Source organism: Agrobacterium deltaense RV3 (assembly GCF_900013505.1).
GTDB lineage: Bacteria > Pseudomonadota > Alphaproteobacteria > Rhizobiales > Rhizobiaceae > Agrobacterium > Agrobacterium leguminum.
Genome location: NZ_LT009745.1, coordinates 155584 through 171325 on the forward strand (window position 1 = coordinate 155584; position 15742 = coordinate 171325).

Below are 15742 nucleotides of genomic sequence, written 5' to 3' on the forward strand. Positions count from 1 at the left end.
GCAGTCGCTTTCCCTTAGGATGTCTTTTCCATCTCATCGAGCGCGGCTGCCAGGCGTTTCTCTTCGCCGTAATAGCGTGCACGATCCCAGAAATTGGGCTTGCTGATGCCGGTCGATACGTGCCTGCCGATCAGCTTGCCGTTCGCATCTTCGCCTTCGATTTCGTATCGCATCAGATCCTGCGTGACGATGACATCGCCTTCCATACCGATCACTTCCGTAATCTGGGTTATCCGGCGCGAGCCGTCACGCAGACGCGCTGCCTGAATGACGACATCGATCGATCCCGAAATGATTTCACGCACGGTCTTGGCCGGCAGGGTGAAGCCGCCCATGGCGATCATCGATTCGATACGGCTGAGGCATTCGCGTGGCGTATTGGCGTGCAGCGTTCCCATCGAACCGTCGTGACCGGTGTTCATGGCCTGGAGAAGGTCGAAAACTTCCGGTCCGCGCACTTCGCCGACGATGATGCGTTCGGGCCGCATGCGAAGGCAGTTCTTGACGAGATCGCGCATTGTGATCTCGCCTTCCCCTTCGATATTGGGCGGACGCGTTTCGAGCCTCACCACATGCGGTTGCTGCAGCTGCAGTTCGGCGGTGTCTTCACAGGTGATGACGCGTTCATCCTTGTCGATGAAGCTCGTCAGGCAGTTAAGAAGCGTCGTCTTACCCGAGCCGGTGCCGCCCGAGATAACGACATTGCAGCGGACGCGACCGATGATCTTGAGCAATGTAGCGCCTTCCGGCGTGATCGCTCCGAAACGTACGAGCTGGTCGAGTGTCAGCTTGTCCTTCTTGAATTTTCGGATCGTCAGCGCCGGACCGTCGATGGCAAGCGGTGGAGCGATGACGTTGACGCGCGACCCATCCGGAAGGCGGGCGTCGCATATCGGGCTCGATTCATCCACGCGTCGGCCGACCTGGCTGACGATGCGCTGGCAGATGGAAAGCAACTGCGCATTGTCACGAAAACGGATATCGGATTCGATGGTCTTGCCGCCGACTTCGATGAAGGTCTGGCCGGAACCGTTGACCATGATATCGGCAATATCGTCGCGTGCGAGAAGCGGCTCCAGCGGCCCGTAACCAAGAACGTCGTTGCAGATATCTTCGAGCAGCTCTTCCTGCTCGGCAATCGACATGGCGAAATTCTTGATCGTGATAATGTCGTTGACGATATCGCGAATTTCCTCGCGCGCGCTTTCCGCGTCAAGCTTGGCGAGCTGCGAAAGGTCGATCGTATCGATAAGCGCGGAAAATACCTGGCTCTTGGTATTGTAGTAGTCTTCCGTGCGGGCGCGTTTTCTCTGCGCGAGCGGTGCACTTGCGGTTGCTTGACGCACCACCGGTGATTGGCCGGGTTCAAGAGTGTCAAGTGCAGCAGAACGAGGTTCAGGCGCCGCCGTTACCTGCATGGGCACAGGTGCAGCAAGATCCGGCTTCGTGCTTCTGGCTGGGCCTTCAGGCCCGCGTTTTCCGAACATCGGCGTTTCCGTCTAAGGACGCAGGCAGAAGGCCTACTTGCGCTTGAGAATATTCTTCAGTTTTTCCAGACCGCCGCGCCTGCTTTTGCGCAGCACGGAGCGGCCGGTGATGGTATGGGCGATTTGCGAAAAGGTTTCCGCCGTCTGGGATTTTTCATCCATCTCGCTGATCATGCGTCCGCTATTGGCGGCGTTTCCGAACAATTGTGCGTCGAATGGGATAATCGCAATCGGCGCGATTTCCAGCGGCTCAAGGAAGTCCGCCGGCGCGATTTCCGGGCGCTTGGGCATGCCGACCTGATTGAGAACGAGGTGCGGCAATTTATCGTTGGGTCTCAGCTTGATGAGAGCGTCGAAGAGATTCTTCGTATTGCGCAGATTTGCGAGATCGGGAACCGCCGTTATGACCACCTCATCGGCTTCCGCAAGGACTGCGCGCGTCCAGTCGCACCACTGGTGTGGAAGATCGAGAACCGCAACCGGGGCACTGCGCTGCAAAACCTCGAGGATCGGCAGAAAAGCCTGACGATCGAGATCGTAGGTTCTGTCGAGAAGAGACGGTGCCGCCAAAAGCGACAGATGATCGGAACATTTCGTCAAAAGACGGTCGAGAAATACCTCGTCCAGCCGCTCCGGCGAAAAGACCGCTTCAGCCATGCCCTGGGCAGGGTCCTGATCGAAATCGATATTCGCCGTTCCATAGGCAAGATCCATATCCGCCAGAATGGTTTCCGTGGAGAAAAGACTCGAAATGCCGAAGGCGCAATTATGCGCGATGGTCGATGAACCTACGCCGCCCTTGGCACCAATGAAGGCGATGTTGCGGCCGAGCGGCTCCGCTTCCGGATCGACGAAGATCGCGGCGATCGAAGCCAGGAGATCGGCCATATTGACCGGGGCGACGAGATATTCGGAAATGCCGTTGCGGATGAGATCGCGATAAAGCGTGATGTCGTTGTGTCGGCCGACAATGATGACACGCGTGGAGGGATCACAAACCTCCGCCAGGGGCGCGAGATCGTCCAGCAGCGAGGCGGTTGAGCTTGCCGTTTCAAGAACGATGAGATTGGGCGTGGGCGACGTGGAAAACATCGTGGCTGCCGCATTGATATCGCCCTTGGTCACCCGTAGGGTAACCTTGCTCATGCGCCGGTCGCTGGACAATGCGTCCATGACGCCTTGCATGTTGTCGCTGACGCAGAAAGCGTGAACGGAAATGCGGGGCAGGGGGCGCAGGCGATCCATATCCGAAGCGCGCACGGGCGGCTCGGCTTCTCCGTCGCCGCTAGGTTTGATATCGTATTCTACAGCGCTCATCGTCTATCCTGCCGTGACAAATTTTGGGTCTGCATCAATCTGTTGCCGCGGTCGAAGTCTTGCCGCGATAGGTGTCGATGACGACGGCACGGCGCTCGGCATCGATCGGGCTCATGCCGCGCGGGCCGACCAGATCCATGGGATTGGCGATCTGCGCTGCGAGATTGCTTTGGGACGCGCACCCGAAATTGTACCAGTTCTTATTAGCGAAGGTATTGTCCGAGAGATCCTCTGGCCATTGGCCGCACTGACCGGTCATGGCGGTAACGGCGACATAACTCAGGCGGATGGGGGAGGCGTCGCCATTGGGGGAAGCGGCATAACGCGTCTCCATGATCTTGCCCGGCGCCACACCCGCGCCGGAAAGCGTCGAGCGAATCTGTTTCGCCATTCGCGATGCGGCCGCCGAGTTGGCCGATCCCGACGGGGTCTGAATATTGATTATCCCGGTGGACATCGACGCATAATTCTGGGCAAAACCGCGAACATTATCGGCCATCGCTGTGGTCAGCCGGCTGTCGCTGGCCGAGACCGGAATATCCAGCGAATGCTCCGCTTCCGACAGGGTAATCGGGTGGCGTGTGCGATAATCGTCGGGAATGGCGTTGGTGGTCATCGGATCGCGTGCGCAGCCCTGCAACAGGCTGGCGGCTAGCGCGGCAACGACGACGAAGCCGGTCCGTCTTCCGGAAAGGTGGGGGGAAGAGGAATAGGGTTCCTTCATGACGTTTCCTGCCCTGACCGGGCTTGCTGTGAAGAGGGGATTTTGTGTGCGTGTCGTCATTTGTAGATGAACCCCACTGACCCCTGATAGGGCGCGGCCTGAACCTGATCCTTGCGGCCATAGACCTTGTTGACGCGGTTCATGAAATACATGGCAGCGTCGTTTTCCGGATTGAAGTTATCATCTGGCCGGGCGATCTGATTGCGGGCAACGGGCCGCACCAGATAGGGCGTTGCGATAATGACCAGTTCGGTTTCGTTGCGCAGGAAGTCCTTGCTGCGGAAAAGCGTGCCGAAAATCGGGATTTTCGACATGCCCGGAAGCCCGGACATGGCCTGGCGGACATTGTCTTGAACGAGACCTGCGATCACGATCGATCCGCCGGAGGGAAGCTCGACCGTTGTGGAGGTCTCACGCTTTCTGACCGACATGTAGGTCGAACCTGGGACCGTGCGGCCCGAATTACCAGTTACAACATTGCCTTCATAGGTGGGCTCGGAAACATTGGTTTCAATTTTGAGACTTATTCGGCCTGGCGAAAGCACCACGGGCTTGAAGTTTAACGTGATGCCATAATCGACAGTATTGGTCGTGCGCGTAATTGTGGGCCGCCCGGTGTCCTCGTCGATGTCGACTTCCTGTTCTCCGGCAATCCTGAAATCGCCTCCGACGTAGAACTTTGCCTGCTCTCCGGAAATAGCCGTCAGGCTTGGTTCCGCCAATGTACGCATGACGCCCGCCTGCTCCATTGCAGTGAGATAAGAAGCGAATCTGAGAGACCCCGAGCCTATCGCACCACTGGCAATTCTTGACGCGCCATCGATCACATTGCCAAGATTAGACGGATTCGCAAATTCGAAACCATTACCGCTTGTTGAACTGCTGATGGAGCCGTTGAAGCCGAGTTGCTTCAGAACCTGTCTGCTCACCTCGGCGACGGTAACCTTCAGTGTTACCTGATCTTCACCCTGAATCGTCAGCATGTTCACAATTTGCGATACCTGCCGGCGCTCCGCAAAAATCGCTGCATCGCCGCCATTGTCACCGCCTGTCAGAGATATATTACGGGTGGTGGCCTCACCGCCTTTTAGAAATGCGTCTGCAAGTTGAACGGCGCGTGCGGAGTCCTGCGGTGTACGCACCGATCCTGTAAGAACGATGTTGTCTGAAACGATTTCTACCTTGATATCCGACTCGGGAATGAAACGGCGAATATTCGCCTCGAGTCCGGAGATGTCCCGCTCTACTTCCAGATCGAGACTGACGATTTCCCGGCCGCCCTCACCAAAAATGAAAATGTTGGTCTGTCCTACCGTTTTACCGAAAAGATAAATACGTCTGGACGTGCGGGTGACGGCATCGGCAAGACTCGGATCGGCAACGAGAATGTCGTGTGCATCTTCGGGCAGGTCGATGACCAACGCCTTGTTTAAACCCAGCTTTAAGCGCTTGCGAATGCCTGTGCCGCTTTCGGTAATCCGCACGATGCTTGCGCTTTGCGCCTCCGCTTCGCTGACGCGCAGAAACTTGGGGGAATGCTGGCCGGGAACGCCTGAAAAGGCCAGGCAGAATGCGAGCCCACCCGCCATCGATGAACGCAGGCGTTGGTTGAGACGATTTGTCATGAGCCTTCCGGTCATTGTGATGCTCCTTGACCGCTCTTCACGATCGAGCCGGATTTGATCACCTGGATTTCCGGCTGTCCGGAACCGCCGCTGAGAAGATGGCCAGCCGAAAGCGTATCGTTTTCCTGCGCATCGGCGACGGAGCGCAAAGCAAGCGTGAGACGGTCCGCCATTTGCTGCGCCACCGTTATGATCTTCGCCTGTTCCGGTGTGAGTTCGAGCGTGGCGGTTGCGCCGACCACTGCCGACGTTCCGTCCTCGCCTTCCTTGATCTGCTGATCGATTGCCAGGACACGAACATTGTTCAAAACATTTTCGGTCAGAAAGTTATTATTGTCGCCCTTGCGGACCATGATCACATCGACCCGGTCGTTCGGCAGCACGAAACCGCCTGCGCCTGTCGAGACGGAAATCTCGGTGGCGACAGCGCGTTTCCCGGCCGGCAAAAGGGAGGACATGATGCGCGTGCTGGAATCGACCACTTTTTCCGGCCGGATCGGTTCACCTTCGAACAGAGGCAGCCGCACGACCGCACCGGTGAGTTCGGTAATGGCGTCAGGCCTTTTTACTTCCGTTATGAAACTGTCGACCACATTGCCCTGTGGCCAGGGTGTCCAGCGCACGGAACTGTCGTTCAGGCGGCTACCGACGGGCAGATTGACCGAAGAGACGAGAACGTTGACCGTCGGTTCTTTCTGGATGATCGTTTCTGCTTTTTCGATGACCTGCTTCGCGCCGGAAATCTGCATGGCGACAAGGCCGGCAAGACCGGCGGCCACCAGAGCAACGGAAAGAATAAAGATACGCGACGGTTTCATGCTCGATCCTTGAGGGAATCAGATTCTTCTTCCCCGAGGATGGCGCGCGATTGGTATAATTATGGTTAATAGTGTGCTTGGATTTGTAGTTAACAATTCTATAAACGATTGGGATCGAAATCCTGATCTAGTATAGGCTTGTGATCGCCGCTTTTACGAGGGGGCAATTCCCATAGGTCAGGAGTCCCGCTGCAGCGATACCGATACCGTATGGAATCTTCTTTGCAACCATAAGGGAATCAGGGATCGGTATGCCGATGGCTACGATTTCCTGTGACCGTGATCTCAGCAGTAGTATGCCAACTGTCAATGCGCCGCCGATCAGCGTCACCGCAAGTAAAAATTCTATGAGAGAAATGTTGAAGCCGTACCAGACTGCCGCTCCAGTCAGCAGTTTTGCGTCTCCTCCGCCCATGACATTGGCAGCGAAGAGCACAAAACAGCAGAGAAAAACGGCGAGGCCGCCTGCGAGACTTAAGATAAAAGTCTGCAAATCCATTCCCGACAGGGGCGCAACGAAAGCGAAAGACAGCAAGAGCACGACGGTTATCGAGTTGGGGATCGTCATGCTGAAAAGATCGTTCAAGGCCGCGAAACTGAGGCAGAGCGGGACAATAAGAAAAATCGCTGCGACGATCATGATTACCCTGCCTTAATCTATCCAATTCAGCTGGAAGAATAGCAAATGCAGGTGATTTCCCAATTCTGGGTAAATCACCTGCATTATACTTTTTATCAATCAAACGCCGCCGGTGGAGGCTTTCGAGTTCGTGAACGAGGTGCTGATGAAAGTGAAAGTGTCTTTCAGCTTACCGCCGACTGCCGTTGTACCACCGATAATGCCAACGGAAATAAGTGCAGCAATCAAACCATATTCGATTGCAGTGGCGCCGGATTCGTCTTTCAGGAAACGAGCGAAAATCTTGGTCATAGGGTCTCTCCTAACTTGTGTTGGTTCAGCACGCCGACAACTGTTCTCCGTTGTTCGGTTGGGTTCAAACTACAACGGAGCGATTTCCAAGCGCTTAAAAAAAACGATTAACTCAAAGTAAACGGCAGGATGAGTTTCTCTTGGTAAATAAACATAAAAAGTATTGTCTGCATTTTTATATTTGCTGATAAACGAATATATTTCGAAGCTGACCACTTCTCTCGTCCGGCTAAGTTTCGGTTGAAAGAGGCGCAGCTGTTCAGTTTTGACGCGGGGCGGAGAGACGTGAAAATATCAATACATTACGAATGGTTACCGTCCTCGTTGCGGATTTCCGCCATTTAACGCTTCATTCACTAAAACCGCGCATTCTGTGGAGAATAAAGTGCGGGTAGTGAGCAAGGGCCAAACGCGTGTCATCCGGAAAACTGGCGAAAATTGTGGTCGGCTTGTCCGTCTTTCTATCGGGTTCGCTGCAGCCCGCCTTTGCTGAGGATGACATCTTGCGCGTCTCGATGAATCACGCCCGTGTCCTTCGTCTCGACCGCGCCGTCAGCAAGGTTATCGTCGGCAACTCCAAAGTCGCCGACGCCACGGTTGCCGATGCCACCACGATTGTTCTGACGGGTCGCAGTTTCGGCACGACCAATCTCGTGCTTCTGGATGCCGATGGCAATCCAATCGTGGATGAACGCATTCTCGTCTCCATCGACGAGGGCAATACGGTTCGTGTTTTCCGCCAAACGGAGCGGACGGTTCTGTCCTGTACGCCGAATTGCGAACAGCATTCGCAAAATAGTGGCGATAAAGACGCTCAGCCATAACAGGCAAGGTCGATCATATTTCAGACAGGACAACAGGCCTTCCGACAAAAACGGAAGCGGCCTGTTCGTAGCTTTTCTGTAAGTGGAAAAGGCGAAAAAGCAACACGCTTCCCGGCGTTTACCGGTCGGCTATATGTTGCTGTTTTTTCGGCTAAGTTCTTGATCTGGCTAAGATCAAAAATGGAATGGTGCCAGAAGAGGCGTAAAATTTATCGCCTATCTGTCGGAAATACATAGTATTTTTTTGTCCGCACAAGTGTAGATACCATGTGAAATACCATGGGCCGCTTTTGCGTAATGAGCGTATCGTGGCCTCAATAGACTGCGAGAAGTCGATCTATGAAGCTGCGGTATCTCGTTTTCAGTTGATGGAGGCGCTGTTGCGCCTCTTTATCGGATATTTTGCCCCGGATGTGCAGGTCACGTATTTCAGCAGCTTCGTCATTGAGCTCCTTCATACGCTTGGAACGTTCTGACGCATTACCTTGTACCCGGCTACTATGTTTTCTGAGGCTTACGGGCATTTTGTGGCTCCTGAATGAGTTCCTTTATGTGGTTAAGGACTGGCTCACACGTAACGACTATATCATTGGATCGGTTGCCGTAGAAGGCATAGGGTTTCTTGCAATCGATCGAAATGAACCCCTTTATAAATTTTCCTTCTTTTCCGTCGATCTCAAGCGGATAAAAGAAGATCGATCTATACTCCATCTTTGATTGCGTGGGGCTTGAGACTTTTCGCTTTCCAAGCTCTCTCACATCATCAAGCACCTGCGGGAGCGCTCCGTACTCACAGACGCGGTGGCCAAGAAGACCGTCTGCTTTTATGTCGCGACCAGTTGGACGCTCATTTCCCGGATTTCTGTGACGAATATTCAGATTTGACTTGCTGCTTCCCTGATACAAAACAACGGAAACCGAAACGTCGCCTTTTTTTGATTTGGTGGTTTGTCGGGTGAATATTTCCAGTATGCCCAAGCACGCCCGTATAGCGTCGTCTTTTGCGTCTACTGCGAGGTTCCCCTTTTGGCGATGGGCAGCAAGGAGGTCACCGAAGCGAACAATCACATCACTTTGATTGTCACTTGTTGAAGAAGACTTTTCTTTTGAAAGGGCGTCGAGAAGGCCTACGACGCTGTGAAGACCGGCAATAGCTGCGGTGGCGATCAGGACAACGCCTACGGTCTGGATCGTGCCATAATACCATGCGAAAACAGGCGGCGACGCGGCAAGTCCGGTCTTTGCACCCCAATGTAGAAAGCCAAAAAAGCGAAGCCGTTGTGGCGCTTTATTGAAATATAGGCTTTTAACAGGGCGTGAAATCTTACCCCACAGCGACCGCTTTCCTGACAACCAGTCATCAGCTGCTTGTTCGAAGCTTTTTGTCTTCACGATCTTTCGGCTGCCTCACCACAAATCACCTGATTTGCATATTAAGAGACTGGCAGAAGTCAAAAATCTATAGAAGAACGGGCTTATCAACCGAGAATTGCTTCTAGACCCAGCTTTGATCGCATGGATTTATCGAAATTTTATCGACACGTTCCTTCCGCAATAAAGCGATAACTGCAAGTTGGCGATATCTTGCCATCGCCTTCGGGCTGCTCGATACCGGGTTGATCTCGATTGCCTTGAGGCCGTCGATGTCGCCAGCTTCGACAAGCTCGATCAGCTTCACCAGCCTCGGGCGGAAGCGCCGATGTGTAGCGGCTGTGAAGTCAGGCGGATTGGGCAGGACGCCGCGCTGTGCGGCCTCAAGGGCCGCAGCGCGCTTCCCCGCCGCCTTTCTCTGCATCGGGACTGCGGGCGTTTCTTCGCTGCCGCGCGCAGCTTCGACCATTTCCTTCGGGACGAAGACCGTCATCTTGTCCGGCGTGATGGCGTAGACCATCGGCGCTTTCTTGAATTCGGCGGTGATCTCGTCGGCGATCTTCGCGGCATCGGCCAGCGTGGCGGCTTCGCGATTGATCTTGTTAGTGGGGCTGCGGCGCAGGTGCACGTTGAAGTGCGCAGCGGTTGCGATCTTGGCGCGGTCGGCAGCGTCGGCGGGGTGCAATTTCTTCGGCATGGGGCTACTCCTTATCGGTGGTGGTGTGTTATGACCACGACTAAAAAGTGCAACTCCGTTCGCAGTCGCCGGGAGCGAGCGTGGTAGCGGGGATGAAGTTTATCGTCGGGAAGCGGGGAGGTCGGCTGCGTTGACGACAGAAGAACTTGAGGAGCTTTTGGAAGGGGCGGAAGAAACTGACGCCTTAGAGTTCAAGCAGGCAATGGTTTGGGAAGATGGCCTCGTTAAAGACATCCTCGCCATGGCAAACATTGAAGACGGCGGTCGCATCGTCATAGGCATTGAAGATGGAACGTTTGCTCGACAAGGCCTCTCCGATGACCAGCTAAACTCGTTCAACGGCGACCAGATCAAAGATGTGGTTGGCGGCTTCGCTGATCCTTTCGTGGAGTTTGCCATCAGCAAGACGCCTGACAAGGTTGGGCTGATGTTTGTGGTGATAACAGTCGCGCCATTCACCTATACGCCTGTCATCTGCAAGAGGGACGGCGGCAGAAAAAACGAATTGCGGAAGGGCGAGATTTATTTCCGCAGCAAAACGCGTCGCCCATGCAGCGAAAGGATCAGCAATTCATCGGAGATGCGCGATCTATTAGACCGCGCCACAGTTCTCCGCATGCGCCATCTTCAAGGGCTTGGCCTACAGGCAGTGCCAGAGGAGCGCTACGACTTCGATAGGGAGCTTGGTGGGCTATGATGCCAGAAGGATTTATTGATCGAATAAAAGCTACTGGATACACCCGCGTCGTCATTCGTCCCATTGATACGCCCGAGGCGCTCACCGTTGCTCAAGCGCGCGAAGCGGTGGAGAAAGCCAGCGTGTCGCTCCGTGGGTGGGATTATCCGCACGTCGCTCACCGGGACGACGAGCACGGCGGCTCAGAGACGTTCGCTGAGTTCGCGCAAGATTGGTGCGATTGGCATCATCACCGGGAATTCTGGCGGATGTATAAGAGTGGGCAATTCCTTCATTACAAGTCTCTTCGAGAGGACTTGTCCAAGGACGGAAGTGTCCCGAAGGATGGGCCGGTGCTCGCAACTGGAAGCTTGGTTTATACCGTCACCGAGGTGACTGAGTTTGCTCACCGGCTTTTCCGGCATGGCTTGTATAAGCGCGGAGCCGATATCGAACTGACCATTGGCCAAACTCGCGGTCGTCAGCTTTGGGTTGATGATCCCATGCGCATGCCTTTCAGCATGCCGCGCATCACGTCATCCGAAGCTATTACCGTCAAAAGATCGCTGTCGCCAACGGACCTTGAAGCTGGCGATCCGAAAGACCCCGCGCTGTCGATGCTCATGGAGATTTTCGACGCGTTTGGCTGGAAGGCCTCACCGGAGCAGCTTCGCAAGCAACAAGACCAGCTATACGGCTTGGGCTTTGGGCGGGGTTGAGACCGCCAATCATTCCCGGCAGGATTTCCCGAGTTCGGGCTGCGTCCATCCTGCCGTGATCGCTCTGACGCGATCCGCCCGGCCCGGATGGGATTTCGACGGCCTTGCGTCAAGGATCGGAACGGCAGCAAGCGCCTGATTGAGCGTGTATCCAGCGTTTCGCATTGCTGCTCCCGCGAAGCGATCCGCCTCAAGCTCATCGCGAGGATCGACTTTCTTGCCGATGTGATGGCAATAGTGGTGTCCGAGTTCGTGGGCGATGATCATCATCGCCCCCTCATATCCGACCTCGGGGCTTAGACGGCGGTCGTAGACAATGAGCCGATTACCTTCCCGCTCCGTAGCTATGGCGTTCAGGCCTATCTCGGCATTCATGGGGTAGATGCTGCATTCATCTTCGATCTTGAGCTTCATCGCGTCGCAGAGATCGAAAAACATTTCCGAATAGTCCTCGAATGCGGGCGTGGCGATCACGATCTGATCGCCGACCGGCATGTGCAGCGCTGGACTGTTTTTCCCGAGGTTCAGTTTGACGCCATCTTCGGCAGATGCGTCAAATGTCAATGACACGAGGAGTAATACGGCGACGGCGCGTATTTCACGTTTCCTCATATCAGCGACCTGTTTCTTTCGGATAAAAAGCGTTGTGAGATTATCGCCTAAGACCAGAGCGGAAGCTTTTCCCAATCCTTCGGGAACCCCATTGTATTGAGCGTGACATATGGATTTTCGGGAAAAGTCGCGATGTGATCCTTGAGGCGCTGTGACCACTGAGTTCGCGGGTTGACTGCAAGAAGCAAATAGCGGGCAATGGCGCAGGCGGCATAGATACGCTTGTTGGAGTGAGGCGACGCCGCCAGATGATCCAACAAAGGTATCTCCCCCTTTGATGGAAATTTCGGCTGGTCGATGAGCGGCTTGTTCCAGAGACGAGCATGGTGCGCGCAGGTGTTGCGCACTACGGAAAGAGATCGAACCCAACTTGTGAAAAGATCAGGCCGGGGAACACCGCATGTCGCGGCGATGGTATTGGCATCGGCCCATTTCAGCCCTGACAGAAAGTGTGAAAGCGGCCCGAAGTCGAGAAGCTCAACAGCAATCCAGATGGGCATGTGAGAAGTCGGATAGCGGCTACGAAAATGGCCTGCGAACTCCTCTTTTGAGGTATTGGCTTTCTCATCAAGACGAGAAAGCCACTCGGTATGCGGCACTTTTCCGGTCTTGGCGTTCTTTGATGTGAACCGGCGATCAAGAATTTTCGGATCGCGATGCGACCATGGATCATGCTGGCCGACAGTCAAAGCGACACCAGTACGGACGAAAACTTCTATCCTTTCCAGCACATCGAGCAGTTGAAGGCGAAGCGCTTTATCGAAGGCGTATAGATCGGTGGCCCACTTGAATTCGGTGCCATCCTTGAAATCATCAAAAACAGTAAGAGTGCCGTTTTCGAACTTTGAATTGCGGAAGGGATACCAATAGGCGCTAAGCCGATAATACCCCAAACGGGAGAGGTATTCTGTCGCCTTAGGGATGTCTTCAATGACCATGCCTCGGTGTTGAAGAAGGGCTATTTGGTCTGCCACCGATAAATACGGCTTGGTATACTGCGACAACCGTTTCCGACCCCCCAAAAACGAAGAAGGCCCACCCTTGCAAGCAGAGGGGCGGGCCGTGTTGGCTCATATGTGGCTTATTCGCCCCCCCGTGTCAAGCTGCCCGCAACAAATGTTCAGCACGCGGGAGCGCGCTTCGTGCGCGCAGCCCGCGCGATGCATGGCTGCTCGAATTTTCCCTGCCAGATGCCCCGGCGCTCGGCCTTGGCCGCTGCCTGCTCCTTCGCGTACTGGCCCTTGGAATAGCGGACCCAATCGACGGCATGCCCCTGCCGAACAAGCCAACCATTCACCGGCTCGCCGTCAGCCCCGAAGCAATCGGCGACGATCCTGCCGTAGCGATCCTGATCGACCTCGAGGCATGTCGTCGGGCGCGACGCTGAGAGGAGCTGGTCCAGCGCAAAAGCGGCATCCTTTCCGCAGCGATATTCCCGGCCCTTCCCATCGCGGCATTGCTGCCAGCATTCAGGGGCATCGATCCCGTTGAGCCGAATGCGCTGGCCGGAGATTTCTATGGTATCGCCATCGATCACGGATGCTCTGCCTGTGAGATCAGCGGCTTGGACGGGAGAAGCAACAAGGGTTGCAACGAAAATCAAATGGCGAATAAGCATGTGGTCTTCCAGTGCCAATGCAACCCATGGGTAAGTTGTTGGTACTGACGCTTTAGCTTATTGAATTCAAGTAAAATAGCGATTGCTGATTTTATGTGCTTCTGTCATCTGTTGCGAGGCGGGGATATACACCTCTCTTGGGGGATTTGGGGGACATTGTGAAAAATTATGCAACTATGCTGGCGTGTGCGCTGGCTCTGACGGCTTGTGCAAAAAGACCGGATGCAATCGTCCCGGTTGATATTCCGATGGCCGCTTATACGAACCTTGGCTGTCCAGCACTCGCGCAGGAACTCGCAAGAGAAAAGGCTGTACTCGCGTCTGTGTCGAAGCAACAGCACGATGCGGCTACAGGTGACGCGATGGGCGTGTTCCTGATCGGCGTGCCGATGTCCAGCACCTTCTGCGGCGACAAAGAAGGTCAGGTCGCGGTCGCAAAGGGCAAGGTAAACGCTATTGAAAGCACGCAGAAAAGTAAGGGCTGCAAATGAGGCTGATTGCGCCGCTGGCTGCAATGATCGCACTCGCATCGAATAATGCGTCTGCAATTTCGCTTCTGGATGAATGCCGCAATCACCGAGGCATTGGCGATCTGTTGCAGAAGAAAATTCAGCGACCAGAACCTCCTTCATGCATTCGATTTTCAACGTCGTTGAACGACGACGTGAGCTTTCAGATGTGCCGGACGGACATGGTGAGATATCAAATGGAGGTGGACAGTTATTTGAAATGTCTGAAATGGGAGAGCGGCGAAGTCGTTGACGAATTCAACGAGAACGTAAACCGCTTCAATTCCATGGCTCAATAAAAAGCCTGCCGAAATGCAGAACGGCAGGCTTTCATCCAGCAAAGGAGCCTCGTCGCCCGCATGAAGCTAAGAGGATGCAATCAATATGCCGCTTCGCTCGCGTAACCACAATCGAATTGTGGAATTTGATTTCGCGAAATGTTGCGGTGATCCGGTTGGTTAAAAACCAAATCCGCAATTCATCTGAAATACGCTGTTTTCTTCCAAGTATTGCGCGGAATGGTCGCTTGCTGGGCGGGCGGCTGTTCCTTGGGCGAAATCCCGGCCCACGGCAGCCGTCTGCGCGCGCGAAGCGAATTTGCGATGGATGACGGCGGGGAAGCTGGAATGCCCGCTGACGGCCTTGTCAGGGCTATTTCCTGCGATTGGTTTTTATTCCAACAATTTAGGAGCTTAATGCCTTCCGAATTCGATCCCATAGTCGGTCAGGCCCATAGCAATCACTGCGAGAGCTTTGTCTCGGGCGCGATAGGCGGTCGGCCTGCTCCATCCACGGCGCTTGATTGCTTCGCCGAACGTGAAGCCCTTCGTCAGCTTTGCCCGCACCCAATGTTTCAGGACGCGGGCGGCTCCCGGTTCTTCCTTGAGGAAATCAGCCTGCCACCACAGCACCCGTTCGAATTGGCTGACGCGGGAAGGCGGGACCATTCGCTTCATCGGCTGTGGCTCAAGCATGCTGATCGGAGGCCAGCCCTCGAAATCACGGTCCTGTGAGATCATGGCAAGTTCTGGCATTGACGAGCGAACGCGCGCTGGCCCGACGGGGCCGGAAGCGCGGTTCGCCCAACGGACGGCTTCGAGCAGTTCGTCGCCGACGAGTTGCGGCGTCCAGATGCCTTCAAGATGCAAAGCAAACTCCGAAAAATGTTCTGACGGGGAGGCTGATGTCTATCTGATTTCAGCTATCGCGTCACGTACACGCGCGCTCGTGCGTGGTATTGTTAAACACTTCTACTACGACAAATGGTTTTACGTCAGAACGTTATCTGTCTTCATAAAACAACAGCGCATGCGCCGCCTTGGAGGCGGCTCGCGCTGTTGTTAAGACTGTCGGGTTATTTACTCAACAGAGGAGCGTGACATTCAAAATCACCAGAAATGTCACGCTACGTCACGCTAGAAGCAATGATGTCACGCAAAGGCGTCACGCTCGGCAGGTTCGGGCGTCCGGCGCGGGATGGATCGTGGCATTGAGATCGCCACGCGCTGCTGCTCAAGCTTCACGATTATGAAGCCGCGCTCGGCCAAGCGAAAAAGCGCACCCCTTACGGACGGCCCGGTCGTCCCGGAAGCAGCGGCGATCTCGATCAGTCGAGACTTCAATCGTCCTTCCGCCGGGATCATGCCCGAGAGCGCGAAAGCGATCCGAAATTGCAAAGCGGAAACACCCGGATCGCGGCAGACCGCTTCCAACCATTCCCGACGACCAAAAGGCAATATTCCCGAACTCAAAAGCGACCTCCTTCACGGTGCAATTCTTTGTTTTTCAATGCCTTTCCGGCGCAACTGATTGAT

General features: G+C 54.8%; 20 protein-coding genes. 7 read left to right on the forward strand and 13 right to left on the reverse strand.

All coding sequences use genetic code 11. From position 1 onward, the window contains the following. Nucleotides 1-14: 14 nt before the first annotated feature. The 7 genes from AGR7B_RS00750 to AGR7B_RS00780 form a co-directional block, all read right to left on the reverse strand. Nucleotides 15-1487: a TadA family conjugal transfer-associated ATPase gene (locus AGR7B_RS00750; RefSeq protein WP_065654706.1), complete on the reverse strand. Its 1473-nt coding sequence runs from the start codon at nt 1485-1487 to the stop codon at nt 15-17. Between the two features lie 33 nt (nt 1488-1520). Continuing rightward, nucleotides 1521-2804: a CpaE/TadZ family protein gene (locus tag AGR7B_RS00755; protein WP_080855790.1), complete on the reverse strand. Its 1284-nt coding sequence runs from the start codon at nt 2802-2804 to the stop codon at nt 1521-1523. 34 nt (nt 2805-2838) lie between these two features. Continuing rightward, nucleotides 2839-3528: a CpaD family pilus assembly protein gene (locus AGR7B_RS00760; protein WP_080855791.1), complete on the reverse strand. Its 690-nt coding sequence runs from the start codon at nt 3526-3528 to the stop codon at nt 2839-2841. Between the two features lie 56 nt (nt 3529-3584). Further along, on the reverse strand, nt 3585-5168 hold the full coding sequence (locus AGR7B_RS00765) for a type II and III secretion system protein family protein (RefSeq protein WP_080855792.1): 1584 nt from the start codon (nt 5166-5168) through the stop codon (nt 3585-3587). After that, nucleotides 5165-5971: a Flp pilus assembly protein CpaB gene (gene cpaB, locus AGR7B_RS00770; protein WP_078051407.1), complete on the reverse strand. Its 807-nt coding sequence runs from the start codon at nt 5969-5971 to the stop codon at nt 5165-5167. The genes AGR7B_RS00765 and cpaB overlap by 4 nt, the downstream gene beginning before the upstream one ends. A 127-nt stretch (nt 5972-6098) precedes the next feature. Continuing rightward, entirely contained in the window at nt 6099-6611 is a 513-nt protein-coding gene (locus AGR7B_RS00775) for an A24 family peptidase (RefSeq protein ID WP_078051406.1), read from the reverse strand. Between the two features lie 99 nt (nt 6612-6710). Next, on the reverse strand, nt 6711-6902 hold the full coding sequence (locus AGR7B_RS00780; RefSeq protein WP_003524475.1) for a Flp family type IVb pilin: 192 nt from the start codon (nt 6900-6902) through the stop codon (nt 6711-6713). 413 nt (nt 6903-7315) lie between these two features. On the opposite strand from AGR7B_RS00780, the gene AGR7B_RS00785 reads away from it, so the two are divergent. Then, nucleotides 7316-7726, forward strand: a complete 411-nt coding sequence (locus AGR7B_RS00785) for a pilus assembly protein N-terminal domain-containing protein (RefSeq protein ID WP_020812471.1) — start codon at nt 7316-7318, stop codon at nt 7724-7726. Nucleotides 7727-8034: 308 nt separating this feature from the next. Continuing rightward, nucleotides 8035-8202 carry a hypothetical protein gene (locus tag AGR7B_RS00790; RefSeq protein ID WP_162696018.1) on the forward strand — a complete coding sequence of 56 codons (168 nt, stop codon included), beginning with the start codon at nt 8035-8037 and terminating at the stop codon, nt 8200-8202. Nucleotides 8203-8224: 22 nt separating this feature from the next. Here AGR7B_RS00790 and AGR7B_RS00795 read toward each other — a convergent pair whose 3' ends face one another. Further along, the gene (locus tag AGR7B_RS00795) at nt 8225-9118 is read right to left on the reverse strand and encodes a hypothetical protein (protein ID WP_080855794.1); all 894 of its coding nucleotides are present in this window, start codon (nt 9116-9118) and stop codon (nt 8225-8227) included. A 103-nt stretch (nt 9119-9221) separates the two neighbouring features. Further along, entirely contained in the window at nt 9222-9794 is a 573-nt protein-coding gene (locus AGR7B_RS00800; protein ID WP_080855795.1) for a hypothetical protein, read from the reverse strand. A gap of 130 nt (nt 9795-9924) precedes the next feature. Here AGR7B_RS00800 and AGR7B_RS00805 point away from each other — a divergent pair, with 130 nt between their 5' ends. Continuing rightward, nucleotides 9925-10491: an AlbA family DNA-binding domain-containing protein gene (locus AGR7B_RS00805; protein WP_080855796.1), complete on the forward strand. Its 567-nt coding sequence runs from the start codon at nt 9925-9927 to the stop codon at nt 10489-10491. After that, a complete protein-coding gene (locus AGR7B_RS00810) occupies nt 10488-11189 on the forward strand; it encodes a hypothetical protein (protein WP_080855797.1) in 702 nt (233 codons plus the stop codon). Before AGR7B_RS00805 ends, AGR7B_RS00810 begins: the two co-directional genes overlap by 4 nt. A gap of 9 nt (nt 11190-11198) precedes the next feature. Here the strand turns inward: AGR7B_RS00810 and AGR7B_RS00815 are convergent, their stop codons facing one another. The 3 genes from AGR7B_RS00815 to AGR7B_RS00825 form a co-directional block, all read right to left on the reverse strand. Further along, nucleotides 11199-11801: a M48 family metalloprotease gene (locus tag AGR7B_RS00815; protein ID WP_162934005.1), complete on the reverse strand. Its 603-nt coding sequence runs from the start codon at nt 11799-11801 to the stop codon at nt 11199-11201. Nucleotides 11802-11848: 47 nt separating this feature from the next. After that, entirely contained in the window at nt 11849-12805 is a 957-nt protein-coding gene (locus tag AGR7B_RS00820; RefSeq protein ID WP_245317683.1) for an Abi family protein, read from the reverse strand. A 116-nt stretch (nt 12806-12921) separates the two neighbouring features. Beyond that, a complete protein-coding gene (locus tag AGR7B_RS00825; protein ID WP_425352607.1) occupies nt 12922-13431 on the reverse strand; it encodes a thermonuclease family protein in 510 nt (169 codons plus the stop codon). 146 nt (nt 13432-13577) lie between these two features. Between AGR7B_RS00825 and AGR7B_RS00830 the strand changes: the two genes are divergently transcribed. Together AGR7B_RS00830 and AGR7B_RS00835 are read left to right on the forward strand one after the other, a co-directional pair. After that, entirely contained in the window at nt 13578-13910 is a 333-nt protein-coding gene (locus tag AGR7B_RS00830) for a hypothetical protein (protein ID WP_425352576.1), read from the forward strand. After that, nucleotides 13907-14227: a hypothetical protein gene (locus AGR7B_RS00835; protein WP_080855802.1), complete on the forward strand. Its 321-nt coding sequence runs from the start codon at nt 13907-13909 to the stop codon at nt 14225-14227. Before AGR7B_RS00830 ends, AGR7B_RS00835 begins: the two co-directional genes overlap by 4 nt. Before the next feature lie 393 nt (nt 14228-14620). Here AGR7B_RS00835 and AGR7B_RS00840 read toward each other — a convergent pair whose 3' ends face one another. Continuing rightward, the gene (locus AGR7B_RS00840; protein ID WP_080855803.1) at nt 14621-15076 is read right to left on the reverse strand and encodes a hypothetical protein; all 456 of its coding nucleotides are present in this window, start codon (nt 15074-15076) and stop codon (nt 14621-14623) included. A gap of 328 nt (nt 15077-15404) precedes the next feature. On the opposite strand from AGR7B_RS00840, the gene AGR7B_RS25785 reads away from it, so the two are divergent. After that, nucleotides 15405-15737, forward strand: a complete 333-nt coding sequence (locus tag AGR7B_RS25785; protein WP_162934006.1) for a hypothetical protein — start codon at nt 15405-15407, stop codon at nt 15735-15737. Nucleotides 15738-15742: the final 5 nt, after the last annotated feature.

What these genes read in the sequence shown, in the direction of transcription:
- AGR7B_RS00815 (WP_162934005.1), bottom strand. Translation starts at nt 11,801, where the DNA reads ATGAGGAAACGTGAAATACGCGCCGTCGCCGTATTACTCCTCGTGTCA.
- AGR7B_RS00800 (WP_080855795.1), bottom strand. Translation starts at nt 9,794, where the DNA reads ATGCCGAAGAAATTGCACCCCGCCGACGCTGCCGACCGCGCCAAGATC.
- AGR7B_RS00835 (WP_080855802.1), top strand. Translation starts at nt 13,907, where the DNA reads ATGAGGCTGATTGCGCCGCTGGCTGCAATGATCGCACTCGCATCGAAT.
- AGR7B_RS00750 (WP_065654706.1), bottom strand. Translation starts at nt 1,487, where the DNA reads ATGTTCGGAAAACGCGGGCCTGAAGGCCCAGCCAGAAGCACGAAGCCG.
- AGR7B_RS00755 (WP_080855790.1), bottom strand. Translation starts at nt 2,804, where the DNA reads ATGAGCGCTGTAGAATACGATATCAAACCTAGCGGCGACGGAGAAGCC.
- cpaB (WP_078051407.1), bottom strand. Translation starts at nt 5,971, where the DNA reads ATGAAACCGTCGCGTATCTTTATTCTTTCCGTTGCTCTGGTGGCCGCC.
- AGR7B_RS00760 (WP_080855791.1), bottom strand. Translation starts at nt 3,528, where the DNA reads ATGAAGGAACCCTATTCCTCTTCCCCCCACCTTTCCGGAAGACGGACC.
- AGR7B_RS00810 (WP_080855797.1), top strand. Translation starts at nt 10,488, where the DNA reads ATGATGCCAGAAGGATTTATTGATCGAATAAAAGCTACTGGATACACC.
- AGR7B_RS00780 (WP_003524475.1), bottom strand. Translation starts at nt 6,902, where the DNA reads ATGACCAAGATTTTCGCTCGTTTCCTGAAAGACGAATCCGGCGCCACT.
- AGR7B_RS25785 (WP_162934006.1), top strand. Translation starts at nt 15,405, where the DNA reads ATGGATCGTGGCATTGAGATCGCCACGCGCTGCTGCTCAAGCTTCACG.
- AGR7B_RS00765 (WP_080855792.1), bottom strand. Translation starts at nt 5,168, where the DNA reads ATGACCGGAAGGCTCATGACAAATCGTCTCAACCAACGCCTGCGTTCA.
- AGR7B_RS00775 (WP_078051406.1), bottom strand. Translation starts at nt 6,611, where the DNA reads ATGATCGTCGCAGCGATTTTTCTTATTGTCCCGCTCTGCCTCAGTTTC.